This is a genomic window from Acinetobacter sp. AR2-3, assembly GCF_001878775.1.
Classification (GTDB): domain Bacteria; phylum Pseudomonadota; class Gammaproteobacteria; order Pseudomonadales; family Moraxellaceae; genus Acinetobacter; species Acinetobacter lwoffii_D.
Genome location: NZ_MJIQ01000026.1, coordinates 1 through 12886, shown reverse-complemented (window position 1 = coordinate 12886; position 12886 = coordinate 1). Strand labels below are relative to the sequence as shown.

Below are 12886 nucleotides of genomic sequence, written 5' to 3'. Positions count from 1 at the left end.
GTCATTTTAGATAGGTATCGAGAATGGTCAGCGCAGAAAACAACTCTTTTCAGTACTGCAAGCACATAGATATTTCAATATATATTGAGCTTAAAATAAACGATCTGTCTGGTATAAAAAAATTTTAAAATCAGAATTTTATAAGATGAAAACAATCTCCTGCTAGCCTAGCAGGGCCACTTATCAGAGAAAAATCAGCACAAGTATTTTGTCCGTTAGTCATGAATGATTTTACAAAAACTTCAATAAACTGGTATAAAAATAACGAAAACCTGTTCGCTCAAAAAACAAGAAAATTTAATTTCAGATTAAGCCGTGTACTTAAATCCGATCAATAAGAAATTAAACAAGGTGGATTTAAAATTGAAAACAACAATAAAAACTGGGCTCCTTAGCCTAGCGATCTGTTTAGCTTTGACCAGTCAGTCTTTTGCAAGATCATGGACGTTAACTCCTAAAAGTGATGTCGGTTTTGAGATCAAGTCGATGGGTCTTACTGTAGTTAAAGCCAAGTTCAATCAGGTTCAATCCACGATGCAGTTTGATGCTAAAGCACCGCAAAATGCCTCAACTCATCTGGTCATGGATGTGGAAAGTTTAAGCTTTAGTAAGCCGCTATTTAAACATATGATTTTGGGCGAAGACCTGTTTTATGTAGAAAAATATAAGACTGTAATTTTTAGAAGTATCCAGTTTAAAGACTTAGGCAATGGCAAATACAATGTTTTAGGTCATTTAACCCTGCGTGGTGTGACCAAGCCTGTGATTTTCGAAACAACCTTTAAACCCAGTATGTCGAATGCCAACCTGCTTGATGTTCAGGCATCTGCCGTGATTAACCGTAGGGATTTTGGTATGAAAAAAGGAATTGCCGGGGTAGGAGATAAAGTGAATCTTCATCTTTCGGGACAGTGCGAAATGAACTAGAGTAAATATAAAATACTTGATGATATGACATTTATTGTAAAAAAGCCCGAATATTTCGAGCTTCTATTTATACACAAGCATGCAATTAAGCAGCTTGCAAAGCTTTTAAATCTTCCAGAACTTGTTCTGCGTGACCTGCTGCTTTGACCTTACGGTATTCTTTGACCAGTTGACCGTTATGGAAAATGAAAGTCGAACGCTCAATGCCCATAACTTGTTTACCATACATGTTCTTTTCTTTAATCACATCAAAGTGATTGCACAACACCTCTTCTTTATCGCTGATCAGGTTAATACTCAGGTTCTGCTTTTCAGTAAAGTTCTGATGAGCTTTTACCGAATCACGGGATACGCCAAGAATTGTGGTGTTTAAAGCATCGAACTGATCTTTTAAACAGGAAAATCCTACTGCCTGAGTTGTGCAGCCCGGTGTAGAATCTTTAGGATAAAAATAAATCACCAGCCATTCTGTATTTAACTGGGTTAAATTAATTTCCCCTGTCGTCGCAGGAAAATTCTGGTCAAGCAAACTAATTTCAGACATAAAAACTCCTGTTTTCTTTAAATTTTTTCAAAAAAATAAGCCACATTATTATAGTGGCTTATTTTATCAAAGAATCATCAGATCTTATTTCTTTGGTGCCGCTTGAGCTGATTTCATTGCTTCTTCAGTCAATGTTTTCAGTTTGCCTGTTAACTGTGGACCAAAGCATGCTTGAAGATCTTTATTCTGCTTCTGTACAAAAGCTAAAGTGCCTGGGCTTTTTTTCTGGTTAATAGTGCTTTGAATTTCCCATTTTTGTGCATTGGTTAATTTGCCATCTGCTTCAATAGCACAACCACAATATTTGCTGACTTCAGCAGATGTCAATTTTTTGCTTTTGCCAGTTTCATTTTTACAAACATTGATCAATGCAGATTTTACATTGGTGCTTTTATAAGCTTGTTGTAATTTGTCATCAGCCGCTTGAGCCGTAGTTGCGAACATAGCAGCAGCTGAAACAATTGCTGAAAGCACGATGCTTGATTTTAAATTCTTCATAAACTCTACCTTGTTATTACGGTATATAACGTGTCGGGTCTTCAACACCTGCGTCCGCAAAACCCTGTTTACGTAAACGACAACTGTCGCATTTGCCACAGGCACGTCCTTGGTCATCTGCTTGATAGCATGACACCGTTTGACTGTAGTCTACGCCATGTTCAATACCTAAGCGAATGATATTTGCTTTGGATAAATGTAACAAAGGTGTTTCAAATTTGAGCGCCTGACCCTCTACGCCAACCTTGGTCGCAAGGCGTGCCATGTTGGCAAATGCCTCGATAAATTCCGGACGGCAATCCGGATAACCGGAGTAATCAACCGCATTAATTCCGATGACAATCGCTTCAGCTTCGAATACTTCAGCTGCTGCTAAGGCGTAAGACAAGAAGATAGTATTACGTGCTGGAACATAGGTAATCGGAATGCCAGCCTGTTCATGGTCGGGTACCTCAATACTATGATCGGTAAGGGCTGAGCCACCCAGATTACCCAGATCAATATTGATCACTCTATGTTCCACACCCGCACGTTGCGTTAAAGCTTTTGCTGCATCCAGCTCGGTCGTTGAACGCTGACCATATCGAAAACTGAGTGCGATACATTCATAGCGTGCCTGTGCCCAAGCCAGACATGTTGTTGAGTCTAATCCGCCAGATAACAGGACAATGGCACGAGGGCGCATAAGCTGATTCTCCAAAAAAATACTTTACAAAAAATTAACGACCAGTTTCATCATTCCATAACAACTTGTGTAGCTGTAACTGGAAACGAACAGGGAGATGGTCTTCTAAAATCCACTGAGCCAAATCACGTGCCAGTGGTGGTAACTGAACTGCACCTTTTTCGACCGCAAATGCAGGCGAAAACCAAACTGTACTCACTTTGTCTTGAAGTTGGTACAGTTCTAACTGCTGCTTTGACCATTCATAATCTTCACGATTGCATATCACAAACTTGATTTGATCATGTGCAGTTAAATGATCGAGATTAGAAAGCAAATTCCGTGCAACTTCACCTGAAGTTGGTGTTTTTAAATCGAGAACTTTGGAAACACGTGAATCCACTTTGGACACATCTAGAGCCCCACTGGTTTCAAGTGAAACCTGACATCCTAAATCTGCCAGTCGCTGCATCAGGGGCAGGGCATTGGGCTGTGCCAGAGGTTCACCACCGGTCACACAGACGTAAGGCGTTTTAAAATCAAGCGTAGTCTGGATAATATCGTCTAGAGACTGACGCTCACCACCTTCAAAGGAATAGGTGGTATCACAATAGCTACAACGCAATGGGCAACCGGTTAAACGGATAAATACTGTTGGCAGTCCTGCGGCATTGGCTTCACCTTGCAATGAATAGAAAATCTCCGTAATGCGTAAACCCGCAGACGGATCAGAGACAGGAATTGCGGAAGATCGAAGCGTATTCATAACAAAACTAACCAATGAAAAATAAATAACCGGGTATAAAAATAAAAATCCCTACGATTATTACTAATCGTAGAGACGAGGAGCGATTGAAGCTCCAAGGAACACGAATGTGTCCTCTAAGTTAAGATATCTTAGTCTTCGCGTAATAGATCGTTCAGGCTTGTTTTAGAACGAGTTTGTGCATCAACTTTTTTCACGATGATGGCAGCATACAAGCTGTAAGTACCGCATTTAGACGGAAGGCTACCCGCAACAACGACAGAACCTGCTGGTACACGGCCGTAGTGGATTTCGCCAGTGGCACGGTCATAAATCTTGGTTGATTGACCAATGAATACGCCCATTGAAATCACGGAGCCTTCTTCAACGATTACGCCTTCAACGATTTCAGAACGTGCACCGATAAAGCAGTTATCTTCAATAATGGTTGGATTTGCTTGAAGCGGTTCAAGCACCCCCCCAATACCTACGCCACCTGACAAGTGAACATTTTTACCAATTTGCGCACATGAACCCACAGTTGCCCAGGTATCAACCATCGTGCCTTCATCTACATAAGCACCGATGTTGACATAAGAAGGCATCAAGATCACGCCTTTGGCCTGGAAAGAACCTTTACGTGCGACAGCAGGTGGTACGACACGTACGCCAGCAGCCTTGAATTGTTCTTCAGTCCAACCTGAGAATTTAGTTTCTACTTTGTCATAGAAACGAAGATCACAAGCTTCCATTGGTTTATTGTCGTTTAATTTAAATGATAACAATACCGCTTTTTTAATCCATTGGTGAACAACCCATTCACCATCGATTTTTTCAGCAACACGTAAAGTACCATTGTCTAGACCAGCAATTACTTCCTCTACTGCTTGACGAATTTCAGCAGAGCAATCTGCAGCTGTAAAATTCGCACGGTCTTCAAACGCTTGTTCAATGATTGTTGAAAGCTGCGACATGATCTTCCTTCCAGAAAAAAATTTTCTAGATTTTACACTATATTGCAGGAAAAATAGTTGAAAGCACTAAAAATAGATGAAAAATAGCCAGAAGTGTAGAAAGCGTGAAATTATTAAAGTAATAAGTGTACTTTTTCATTATGTTGAAATGTAGGAGAAGTGTTAGAAAACGCTTGGTTCTGAACAAGAAAAATTAATTTGTATCAAAAAATAACAAAAGATGAGCAAAATGTGAATAAAAAATATTTTTTAAGTCCTTTATATTGAGCTCATCACGAATAACTAATGATGAAAAAAAGTTCTTTTGAGGAGAGAAATAATGAAAGCTTTATATCAACTTTTAGCAGTATCCGTTCTAGCTGCCACAGCTGGATCTGTCATGGCTGCTGATGAAACAATCGTAACAGATGAAGGTGTGGCATCTTTTTCTTTCTTTAAACCCGCAGCTGTTCGTGCTGAAGTCGGTACTACCGGTTATGGTGGGGCAATTTCCTGGAGTGCTAACCCATATGTAGGCGTCACTTTAGGTTATAATGGCGGTGATATTTCCTGGTCGGATGATTTATCAATCAATGGTTCTGATTATGACCTGGATATGGACAATAACCTGACTTACCTAAATGCTGAAATCCGTCCTTGGGCAAACTGGTTCTATATGGCGGCTGGTGTAGCTTATGTAGATAATCAATATGATATCGATCGTCGAGTTCGTTCGGGTGAAACCTTCTCCGTAAATGATGTTGAATTCAAGGCAGTAGGAGATGCACGTATTAGTGGTGACCTATCTTATAAAAATAATATTGCACCCTACCTAGGTATTGGTTTCTCTCCAGCGATTACTAATCGTTGGGGTGTGTTTGGTGAAATTGGTGCTTACTACAATGGAAATCCAACAGTTAACTTAACTTCAAGTGGAGTTGCTACTCCTACAAATCCTGGAGTTATTGCTGACTTTAACCAACAAGTTCAGTTGGAAGAAGATGATATTCGTAACGACAATGAGTACGAATGGCTACCAGTCGCTAAACTTGGTGTAAGCTTCCGCTTCTAAGATTTAACCTCATAAAAAAACGGGCTTCGGCTCGTTTTTTTGTTTTTTTAGAACAATTTTAAAAGTGGTAACCCAGTTTCAAACCTGCGATCCAGGCACTATTGTCAGAAACAGCGGATAAACCCGCTATTTGAGGAGTAAGCGAATCAGATATTGCAACCTCAGGTTTCTGAAATTTTAAATAATAGAGTCCTGTAGCAATATCCCAGGTCTCTTGGATCTTATAAAGATGGCCTAGTCCGATGCCCCAATATCCATCACTCGGATTTAATGTTGAAGCCGGATTTCCTGTACCGGAATCCCATAAAAGTTCGATCGAATTTATGCCAAAAGATGGCCATTGATGGGCAAGTCCAATTTTGCCAGACCATTGATCCTCACGATAATCAATCATTCTAAAAGGTTTTACTTCAGGGAACTGTAAGGCCGCATAGTCAATTACAGCGCCAAATTTAGGTGGCTGGATCACGAAATTTTGCCAGTTTGACCAACGCAGCGTGCCGTAGAGCGCATTTTGATCAGTTAAAGCTGTCTGAAAATCCAAGTTCACAGACTGTGGAGTTTGAATTTCTGTATAAGGTGCTGGATTCGTACCGACAACAATCGATTCAGTGGTTTTATTGTGATGAGTGATTGCAGAACGATAGGTCAGTGCGGTTCTAAAAAAATATTCTGGAATCTGATAACTGATTCCAGCAAGCCAACCCCAAGCGGGATCTTGTTCAAATGTGGCCCGATAACCATTGAATATATAAAATGTCTGCCCGGCTAAATATAAATTTCCCTCTAAGCTTTGATAACTTAGCCCTGTATAAAAATTCCAGTTATCGTTTGGTTGAAAGCCAATTAATGAGGTCAAATTATGGCTCTCAAACTGAATAGTAGCAGCCTCAATTGGAAGCGCTGCACCTGCAAAAACAGGATCATAATGATAAGCGATATCTATAGAATAAGGCTGATCGTAAATCAGTCCCCACGACACTTGAGGATTTAACTGGAATTTTAATGCGACATTGGAAATCCATTGACTATGGGCAAGATTTCCTGTTGAAAAATCGGTGATGCCTAATTGTTGCAGCTCTTCAGTATGTTGTACCTGACCGCTGATATCGGGGCGAACCCACGCCAGTGAAACTTCAGCATAATGATTTTTTTCAAAAAACGATTGGATACTTTGATTAGATTGTTCAAACGCTGCTGCATAACCTGACCCGGAGAAAAACAAGCCCATGGAGAAAAGAGCAAATTTATGATTAATCATCTTGGTATAATTCAATTTATTATACACGTGATTATGCTTGATATTTATATTCTTTATCTACTCAAAAAATAAAAAAGAGGCGATGTAGCCTCTTTGATTAAAAACTTAAAATATTGCACTTTATTCGTCTGGATAGGCGACTTTTTTCAGTGCCTTAATATCTGCGTCTGGTGAGCAGAGAGAAATAAACTCATAACCATAACCGCGTAATAAATGACCTTTACGTACTGCAATCCAGGTGGTATTTACGCCGAAAATATCGGTTTCAATCTGCTTTAAACGGTAATCACGCTCCGGGTCATAGGCCACATCGTTGACAATGCCGATGCCCATATTCATTTCTACATAGGTCTTGATGACATCGGCATCAAGCGCGGACATCACAATATCTACATCAAAACCAGCTTCTTCAAAGGCGGTATCAATCTTGGAGCGACCGGTAAAACCACCATGATAGGTAATAATCGGGTAGTGCGCCAGATCTTCGATGAGCACGTGTTCTTTGCTTGCCAGTGGATGATTCTGCGGGGTAATAATACTGTGTTGCCAGTTATAGTAAGGTACGCTGGCCAGATTATCTTCAGTGGTGAGTGCTTCGGTCGCAATACCGATATCCGCTTGACCTTGCAGTAGCATTTCCGTGATTTCAATCGGGCTGGCCTGTTGCAAAATCAAATGTACTTTAGGGAATTCTTTTTTGAATTGGCTGACAATTGGTGGCAACACATAACGCGCCTGGGTATGCGTCGTGGCAATCGTCAATGTGCCTTCATCGACTTTATTGAAATCATCGGCCAGACGTTTGATATTGTCGGCATCGACCAGCATGCGTTCCACAATGCCTAAAAGTGCCTGACCTGGTTCGGTTAAGCCCAGTAGACGTTTACCTTTACGGATAAATAACTGCACCCCCAGTTCATCTTCCAGATCTTTAATATGCTTACTTACCCCGGACTGTGAAGTATAAAGCGCAGCAGAAGCTTCAGTTAAATTAAAGTTTTGTCTAACCGTTTCTCGTATAATTCTTAATTGTTGGAAATTCATAATTCTCTTACCCTAGAAGAGGATGGGGCATTTTAAAGCCCCATCTTTTGATCTTAAGCGACCTGGTTTTCAAATAAATGCAAATTCACCGCACTTAACCAAACAGTTTGATTTGGGCGGAATTGATGCGCTCTCGCTTCATCAGGCGTCAGTAAAATTTCAATCAGATTGCCTTGACGGTCATTTAGCTCAGCAACTACTTTACCCGCGATCCATAATTCACGAATGAAGGTCGCCTGAATGGCATTGTCGTGTGGCTGTGCATGGATGCGTAGTTCATCTGGACGTGCGAATAAAATCACTTCACCTTGAGCGGCATTTTTTGCACCCTCGAATTGAATACGGTCTTCACCGAGCTGGATGATGCCTGCATTGTTCTGACCTTCAAAACGGTTCGCCTGACCCAAAAAGTCGAATACAAATGGAGTTTTCGGGGTTTCATAGACCTCACGCGGTGAACCGATCTGCTCTACATTGCCTTTGTTCATTACTACGATCTGATCTGCAACTTCAAGTGCTTCTTCCTGATCATGAGTCACGAAGATCGAAGTAATATGCAATTCGTCATGCAGGGTACGTAACCAGCGACGCAGTTCCTTACGCACTTTGGCATCCAGTGCACCGAAAGGTTCATCTAGTAATAATACACGTGGTTCAACGGCCAGAGCACGTGCAAGGGCAATACGCTGACGCTGACCACCAGAAAGTTGAGCTGGATATCGGTCAGCCAGGAAACCAAGCTGAACCAAGTCGAGTAAACGTGTCACACGTTTTTTAATTTCCGCTTCGGATGGACGAGTTTTACGTGGACGTACACGCAGGCCAAAGGCGATGTTGTCAAATACCGTCATATGACGGAACAGGGCATAGTGCTGGAATACAAAGCCAACTTCACGCTCACGCACATGTACATTGGTGGCATCCTGACCTTCTAAAATCACCTGACCGCCATCCGCAGATTCCAGACCGGCAATAATCCGTAGCAAAGTGGTTTTACCACAGCCGGATGGGCCAAGAAGTGCGACCAGTTGACCATCTGGGAAATCCAGCGAAATGTTTTTTAGTGCGTGGAATGCACCAAAGTGTTTTTCAATATTTTGTACTTGAATACTCATGTGGGCATTCCTTAAGAAACTGTTGAATCTTCATTACGTTTGTCTTGTTTTTCCTGGCGCAGTTCCACCCATGTTTTTAAAATCAGGGTCACAATTGCGAGGAGAGCCAGAAGCGAAGACACGGCAAACGCAGCACTAAAGGTATATTCGTTATAAAGAATTTCGACGTGTAGCGGCAAGGTATTGGTTTCACCACGGATATGGCCGGAAACCACCGACACCGCACCAAATTCACCCATGGCCCGCGCATTACATAGAATCACGCCATAGATCAGACCCCATTTGATATTGGGCAGGGTCACTTTCCAGAAAGTCTGCCAGCCAGATGCACCGAGTACAATCGCAGCTTCTTCTTCTTCGGTTCCTTGTGCTTCCATTAACGGAATTAGCTCACGCGCAACAAAAGGTACCGTAATAAAGATAGTCGCTAGGACAATCGCAGGCACTGCATAAAGGATCTTGATATCGTGATCCATCAGCCAAGAACCCATCCAGCCTTGGGTACCGAAAATCAGCACCAGCATCATACCCGCGATCACAGGTGAAACCGAGAAAGGGAGATCAATAATGGTGGTCAGGAATGATTTCCCCGGAAAGTTGAACTTCGCTACAGACCAGGCTGCCGCAACACCAAATACGACGTTGAGCGGTACTGCGATTGCAGCCGTCAGCAAGGTAAGTTTTACTGCCGACAGAGTATCCGGATGCACCAGCGCTTGGGTATAAACGCCAACCCCTTGTTTAAAGGCTTCAACAAAAACCAGAATCAAGGGCAGAATCAGGCAGCTTAAAAAGAAGATTAAGGCAATAGTGAGCAGCGTATAACGTACCCAAGTTGGCTCACGGGTTGCATCACGGGATTGCAACTTTTCAGCCAGCGCATTGCTGTTGGTATTTAAACTCATCGCGCAGTTCTCCCAGTACGACGGCTAGCCCATGCCTGTAATAAGTTAATCAGGAATAGCATCACGAAGGAAATCAGTAGCATGACGACAGCAATCGTGGTTGCACCGGCATAGTCATATTCTTCTAGGCGAGAAATAATCATTAAGGGTGCAATTTCCGTTTCAAAAGGCTGGTTACCAGCAATAAAGATCACTGAACCATATTCACCGACACCACGGGCAAAGGCCAAAGCAAAACCAGTGATCAGTGCAGGCAGCAGAATTGGAAAAATCACTTTGGTCACGATCTGAAAACGGTTGGCACCCAGTGCAGAAGCCGCTTCTTCCAGTTCAGTTTCCAGATCACTCAGTACCGGTTGGACGGTACGCACCACAAAAGGCAGGCCAATAAAGATCAATGCCAGTGTAATACCAATCGGGGTATAAGCGACTTGAATGCCAATCGGTTCTAAATATTGACCAATCCAGCCGGTCGGTGCATATAAAGAGGTCAGGGCAATACCCGCAACCGCAGTGGGTAAGGCAAAAGGCAAATCTACCAGGGCATCGACAATACGTTTGCCCGGAAAGCTGTAACGTACCAGACACCACGCCAGTAACAGGCCAAACACTACATTGACCAGTGCAGCGACAATGGCCGCGGTGAAACTTAACTGCAATGATTTCAAGATACGTTCAGAGCTCAGGATTTCCCATAAGCCATCCCAGCCAATGCCCAGTGATTTAATAAAAACAGCTGACAGCGGGATCAAAACGATTAATGACAAATACGCTAGGGTAAAGCCTAGAGAAAGACCAAATCCTGGCAGCACTCGGGATCGCTGCGACATGATTACTCCTCAGAAGAGAGAAAGCTGATTGAAGTCAATCAGCTAAAATAAAAAAACAATTTGGGCACAAGCATAATTTGCAGCGACTAAAATGCAAATTTAAAATAACACTTGCTCTCATCAACTTTGCTGATATGGGGCATAGTGTTTTCTGAAATCAAATAGTGTTCAATTTCAGGAAAAGGGCCAAAACCAGAAGCGACATTGACATGACCGACTGCACCCAGATTAATTGGTTTGATTTTCCAGGTTTGGGCCAGTATGTGGGCATCTTCAAAACTTAACCAGGGATCATTTTCACTGATCAATAACGTGGTGGGCACCTGAAGCTTGAGCTGTTGAAAATAGGTGCTGTAGTCAGTCTGACTGTCGCGCGAAAAACCATTTTCCCCAAATCGTGCCGGATTAGCTGGTGCCACCAATAGCAGATTTTTTACTTTTGCATTGAGTTCGGGATGTCGGGCAAGGGCCGCAATACTGGTCAGACAGCCAAAGCTGTGTGCGACAATCTGAACCTCTGCTGGAATGGCTTGCAGAGTTTTGACAAATTCTGCTACCCAGATATCCAGTACCGGATGATTCCAGTCCTTTTGCTGCACACGGGAGCATCGCATCAGCCGGTGCTGTAAGCAGGTTTGCCAGTGGTTGTATTCACTGCCACCTACACCAGGAACGATAAGCGTATGAATCATGTCGATGCTCCTATATCAATCAGCTTGGAAAATTATTTCGCGCTGTTGGCTTTAACGATCTGGTCAAATACACCACCATTTTCAAAGTGAGCCTTTTGTACTTTGTTCCAGCCGCCAAATTCCTGATCAACCGTCACCAGTTTTAATGGCTTAAATACTTGGCTGTATTTGGCCAGTACTTTGGCATTACGTGGACGATAATAATGTTTACCTGCCAGGTCTTGACCCAATGGCGAATACAGGAAGTTCAAATAACCTTGAGCTAAGTGCTGGTTGCCTTTTTTCTTGGCATTTTTTTCTACAATCGCCACCGGTGGCTCAGCCAGAATCGACAGAGAAGGGGTAATAATTTCAAACTTGCCCGGCTGTTCGCGAAGGGCTAAATGCGCTTCGTTTTCCCATACGAGTAAAACATCCCCAATGCCACGTTCAGCAAAGGTCGTGGTTGAACCACGTGCCCCGGAATCCAGAACTTTGGTATTTTTATAAATTTTACGAACAAATTCTTGCGCAGTCTTATCGTTGCCGCCCGCCTGATGTTTGGCCCAAGCCCAAGCCGCCAGATAATTCCAGCGTGCACCGCCTGAAGTTTTCGGGTTTGGGGTAATGATTGCTACGCCCGGTTTGACCAGATCACCCCAGTCCTTAATCTCTTTCGGATTGCCTTTACGCACCAGGAACACGATGGTTGAAGTATAAGGCGTCGAGTTTTGCGGCAATTTCTTTTGCCAGTCCGCAGGTAACAGTTTAGCTTTTTCTGCCAGCACATCAATATCGGCAGCCAATGCTAACGTTACGATATCTGCATCCAGACCATCAATCACGGCACGTGCCTGTTTGCCTGAACCGCCATGCGATTGCTTGAAATTGATTTTTTGACCGGTACGGCTTTCCCAATATTTGCCAAAATTCTTATTTACATCTTCATACAGTTCACGGGTCGGATCATAGGATACATTGAGAAAATCACGTGCTGCTGCACCAAATGAGGTTGCCGAGATAACAGCTGCTAAAACCCCAAGTTTTAATGTGTTTGAAATGCTCATCTGGACTGAATCTCTGATATGTTCTGTAACATAAGCGCAGAATAAACTTATTCTTTATGCATAAAAAATAATTAAAAATGAATTTTATATGAAAAAAAGAGATAAATAAGCTCTTAAGTGTTTGAAATAAGAATGGCCTTATGAATAAAGGCCATAATGAACTGCATTTAAAGTATTATTTTGCGTGATTGGCTTTGACAATCTGATCAAAAACACCGCCATTGTCAAAATGCTGTTTCTGAACCTTGGTCCAGCCACCAAATTCTTTATCAATGGTGACCAGTTTTAAGGACTTGAATACGGTACTGTATTGCTTTAATACATTCGCATTACGTGGACGGTAAAAGTTTTTCGCCGCCACAGTCTGTCCAGCAGGTGAATAGAGGTAATTTAAATAGGCTTTGGCCAGATGTTCATTACCATCTTTCTTGGCATTTTTTTCTACGATTGCCACGGGTGGTTCAGCCAGAATAGACAGAGAAGGAGTAATGATTTCAAATTTTCCCGGCTGTTCGCGGACGGCCAAATGTGCTTCATTTTCCCAAGCCAGTAATACCTGTCTCTTATACACATCTCCGAGCCCACGAGAC

15 protein-coding genes are annotated in these 12886 nt (G+C 42.4%); 2 read left to right on the top strand and 13 right to left on the bottom strand.

Annotation, left to right across the window (positions count from 1 at the left end):
• The first annotated feature begins 363 nt into the window (after positions 1 to 363).
• Entirely contained in the window at positions 364 to 927 is a 564-nt protein-coding gene (locus BFN00_RS02800; RefSeq protein WP_082180544.1) for a YceI family protein, read from the top strand.
• An 85-nt stretch (positions 928 to 1012) separates the two neighbouring features.
• On the opposite strand, the gene BFN00_RS02795 is transcribed toward BFN00_RS02800, so the two are convergent.
• The 5 genes from BFN00_RS02795 to dapD all read right to left on the bottom strand — a co-directional run bounded on the left by BFN00_RS02795 (position 1013) and on the right by dapD (position 4352).
• Positions 1013 to 1471, bottom strand: coding sequence for a peroxiredoxin (locus tag BFN00_RS02795; RefSeq protein ID WP_004731690.1), 459 nt, complete (start codon positions 1469 to 1471; stop codon positions 1013 to 1015).
• 84 nt (positions 1472 to 1555) lie between these two features.
• Positions 1556 to 1969 carry a hypothetical protein gene (locus BFN00_RS02790; protein WP_004645640.1) on the bottom strand — a complete coding sequence of 138 codons (414 nt, stop codon included), beginning with the start codon at positions 1967 to 1969 and terminating at the stop codon, positions 1556 to 1558.
• A gap of 16 nt (positions 1970 to 1985) precedes the next feature.
• Entirely contained in the window at positions 1986 to 2654 is a 669-nt protein-coding gene (queC, locus tag BFN00_RS02785) for a 7-cyano-7-deazaguanine synthase QueC (RefSeq protein ID WP_004731688.1), read from the bottom strand.
• 34 nt (positions 2655 to 2688) lie between these two features.
• Positions 2689 to 3399, bottom strand: coding sequence for a 7-carboxy-7-deazaguanine synthase QueE (gene queE, locus BFN00_RS02780; RefSeq protein WP_071850385.1), 711 nt, complete (start codon positions 3397 to 3399; stop codon positions 2689 to 2691).
• Between the two features lie 131 nt (positions 3400 to 3530).
• Positions 3531 to 4352 (bottom strand): 2,3,4,5-tetrahydropyridine-2,6-dicarboxylate N-succinyltransferase, encoded by an 822-nt coding sequence (gene dapD / locus BFN00_RS02775; RefSeq protein ID WP_004645637.1) that lies wholly within the window; start codon positions 4350 to 4352, stop codon positions 3531 to 3533.
• 319 nt (positions 4353 to 4671) lie between these two features.
• On the opposite strand from dapD, the gene carO reads away from it, so the two are divergent.
• Positions 4672 to 5403: an ornithine uptake porin CarO gene (gene carO / locus BFN00_RS02770; RefSeq protein WP_071850384.1), complete on the top strand. Its 732-nt coding sequence runs from the start codon at positions 4672 to 4674 to the stop codon at positions 5401 to 5403.
• A 58-nt stretch (positions 5404 to 5461) separates the two neighbouring features.
• Here the strand turns inward: carO and BFN00_RS02765 are convergent, their stop codons facing one another.
• The 8 genes from BFN00_RS02765 to BFN00_RS02730 all read right to left on the bottom strand — a co-directional run.
• On the bottom strand, positions 5462 to 6691 hold the full coding sequence (locus BFN00_RS02765) for an OmpP1/FadL family transporter (RefSeq protein WP_171260754.1): 1230 nt from the start codon (positions 6689 to 6691) through the stop codon (positions 5462 to 5464).
• Between the two features lie 93 nt (positions 6692 to 6784).
• On the bottom strand, positions 6785 to 7708 hold the full coding sequence (locus BFN00_RS02760; RefSeq protein ID WP_005247534.1) for a CysB family HTH-type transcriptional regulator: 924 nt from the start codon (positions 7706 to 7708) through the stop codon (positions 6785 to 6787).
• Between the two features lie 53 nt (positions 7709 to 7761).
• On the bottom strand, positions 7762 to 8823 hold the full coding sequence (locus tag BFN00_RS02755) for a sulfate/molybdate ABC transporter ATP-binding protein (RefSeq protein ID WP_004645633.1): 1062 nt from the start codon (positions 8821 to 8823) through the stop codon (positions 7762 to 7764).
• An 11-nt stretch (positions 8824 to 8834) separates the two neighbouring features.
• Positions 8835 to 9728 carry a sulfate ABC transporter permease subunit CysW gene (gene cysW, locus BFN00_RS02750; RefSeq protein WP_004279077.1) on the bottom strand — a complete coding sequence of 298 codons (894 nt, stop codon included), beginning with the start codon at positions 9726 to 9728 and terminating at the stop codon, positions 8835 to 8837.
• Entirely contained in the window at positions 9725 to 10558 is an 834-nt protein-coding gene (cysT, locus tag BFN00_RS02745; protein ID WP_004279076.1) for a sulfate ABC transporter permease subunit CysT, read from the bottom strand. The genes cysW and cysT overlap by 4 nt, the downstream gene beginning before the upstream one ends.
• Positions 10559 to 10644: 86 nt before the next feature.
• Positions 10645 to 11250: an RBBP9/YdeN family alpha/beta hydrolase gene (locus BFN00_RS02740; protein WP_004731675.1), complete on the bottom strand. Its 606-nt coding sequence runs from the start codon at positions 11248 to 11250 to the stop codon at positions 10645 to 10647.
• 32 nt (positions 11251 to 11282) lie between these two features.
• Positions 11283 to 12296, bottom strand: a complete 1014-nt coding sequence (locus BFN00_RS02735) for a sulfate ABC transporter substrate-binding protein (protein WP_071850383.1) — start codon at positions 12294 to 12296, stop codon at positions 11283 to 11285.
• 175 nt (positions 12297 to 12471) lie between these two features.
• A partial coding sequence (locus tag BFN00_RS02730) for a sulfate ABC transporter substrate-binding protein (protein WP_143115411.1) occupies positions 12472 to 12886 on the bottom strand: 415 nt, incomplete at its 5' end.

What these genes read in the sequence shown, in the direction of transcription:
- BFN00_RS02795 (WP_004731690.1), bottom strand. Translation starts at nt 1,471, where the DNA reads ATGTCTGAAATTAGTTTGCTTGACCAGAATTTTCCTGCGACGACAGGG.
- BFN00_RS02790 (WP_004645640.1), bottom strand. Translation starts at nt 1,969, where the DNA reads ATGAAGAATTTAAAATCAAGCATCGTGCTTTCAGCAATTGTTTCAGCT.
- queC (WP_004731688.1), bottom strand. Translation starts at nt 2,654, where the DNA reads ATGCGCCCTCGTGCCATTGTCCTGTTATCTGGCGGATTAGACTCAACA.
- queE (WP_071850385.1), bottom strand. Translation starts at nt 3,399, where the DNA reads ATGAATACGCTTCGATCTTCCGCAATTCCTGTCTCTGATCCGTCTGCG.
- dapD (WP_004645637.1), bottom strand. Translation starts at nt 4,352, where the DNA reads ATGTCGCAGCTTTCAACAATCATTGAACAAGCGTTTGAAGACCGTGCG.
- carO (WP_071850384.1), top strand. Translation starts at nt 4,672, where the DNA reads ATGAAAGCTTTATATCAACTTTTAGCAGTATCCGTTCTAGCTGCCACA.
- BFN00_RS02760 (WP_005247534.1), bottom strand. Translation starts at nt 7,708, where the DNA reads ATGAATTTCCAACAATTAAGAATTATACGAGAAACGGTTAGACAAAAC.
- BFN00_RS02755 (WP_004645633.1), bottom strand. Translation starts at nt 8,823, where the DNA reads ATGAGTATTCAAGTACAAAATATTGAAAAACACTTTGGTGCATTCCAC.
- cysW (WP_004279077.1), bottom strand. Translation starts at nt 9,728, where the DNA reads ATGAGTTTAAATACCAACAGCAATGCGCTGGCTGAAAAGTTGCAATCC.
- cysT (WP_004279076.1), bottom strand. Translation starts at nt 10,558, where the DNA reads ATGTCGCAGCGATCCCGAGTGCTGCCAGGATTTGGTCTTTCTCTAGGC.
- BFN00_RS02740 (WP_004731675.1), bottom strand. Translation starts at nt 11,250, where the DNA reads ATGATTCATACGCTTATCGTTCCTGGTGTAGGTGGCAGTGAATACAAC.
- BFN00_RS02735 (WP_071850383.1), bottom strand. Translation starts at nt 12,296, where the DNA reads ATGAGCATTTCAAACACATTAAAACTTGGGGTTTTAGCAGCTGTTATC.